Origin of the sequence: Halomonas sp. AOP43-D1-4 (genome assembly GCF_052446175.1) — a bacterium.
Lineage (GTDB): Bacteria > Pseudomonadota > Gammaproteobacteria > Pseudomonadales > Halomonadaceae > Vreelandella > Vreelandella citrativorans.
Map to the genome: position 1 here is coordinate 1 of NZ_JBQSVY010000047.1, position 794 is coordinate 794.

Below are 794 nucleotides of genomic sequence, written 5' to 3' on the forward strand. Positions count from 1 at the left end.
TATCGCTTTTTATTTCATACCCCAATTTATTTTCAAAACCAGTAAAAATAATTTCTATAGCTTTGAGTATGTTAGTTTTACCACTGCTATTCGGCCCAACAATAGTAAGCCCCTTGGCAAGATCAATTGTTTGTTCTTTCCCAATAGTTCTAAAGTTTCTTATCCGCAAGTTATCTATTTTCATTATCTAAACTTAACCCTACAGTCTGTGGCTGATTGAAATAACATTGACCATACACTTAGCTACATATCCCCAATGAATGTAACGACACATCCGGCGAGATCATGCAGCCATCAAATTAACTCTACCTATTGATTCCATTAGAAGCAAATAGAAACTTAACTACACGTTAAAAATTCGTGTACTTTATCAATTTTCTTGCATCGCATGTAGGGTAATCGCCAGTAACAAAACCTGATACTCATACATCTCGATACATACTTGATTAATAAATATTTTAATCAAACGCTTATATCACTCTCTATGTTATTTATTCTTACCAATGAGGAAGGGAATGGCCAAAACCGCATTAACGATAGAATTAGAGTATGCAGTCAGCGTTTTTCCTCCGATAAGTGTACAGGCAGCCTCTAATGAGCTAGTGCCTTATTGATTAACTGTGCGATCTGCTCAATAAGTAGTTGAGATGCGCGCGCACTTCTGACCACTCCCCCGTGTGCACGCTGTATAACCGTGTCGCAGATAGTGCCATCGCAGCGTAGTTTGTGCCCACGTATAACACCATCATTTTTAGCCCCCAGCCGCTCAAAGGCACGTTGGCTTGCAAGTTGAA

At 39.0% G+C, this 794-nt stretch carries 1 protein-coding gene and 1 pseudogene; both read right to left on the minus strand.

Annotated features, from left to right (window positions below; all coding sequences use genetic code 11):
* The coding region (locus ACT3RQ_RS17710) for an AAA family ATPase (RefSeq protein ID WP_444680991.1) at positions 1-184 on the minus strand (184 nt) is incomplete at its 3' end.
* Between the two features lie 407 nt (positions 185-591).
* Positions 592-794, minus strand: a pseudogene (locus ACT3RQ_RS17715) (hypothetical protein); the annotation flags it as partial.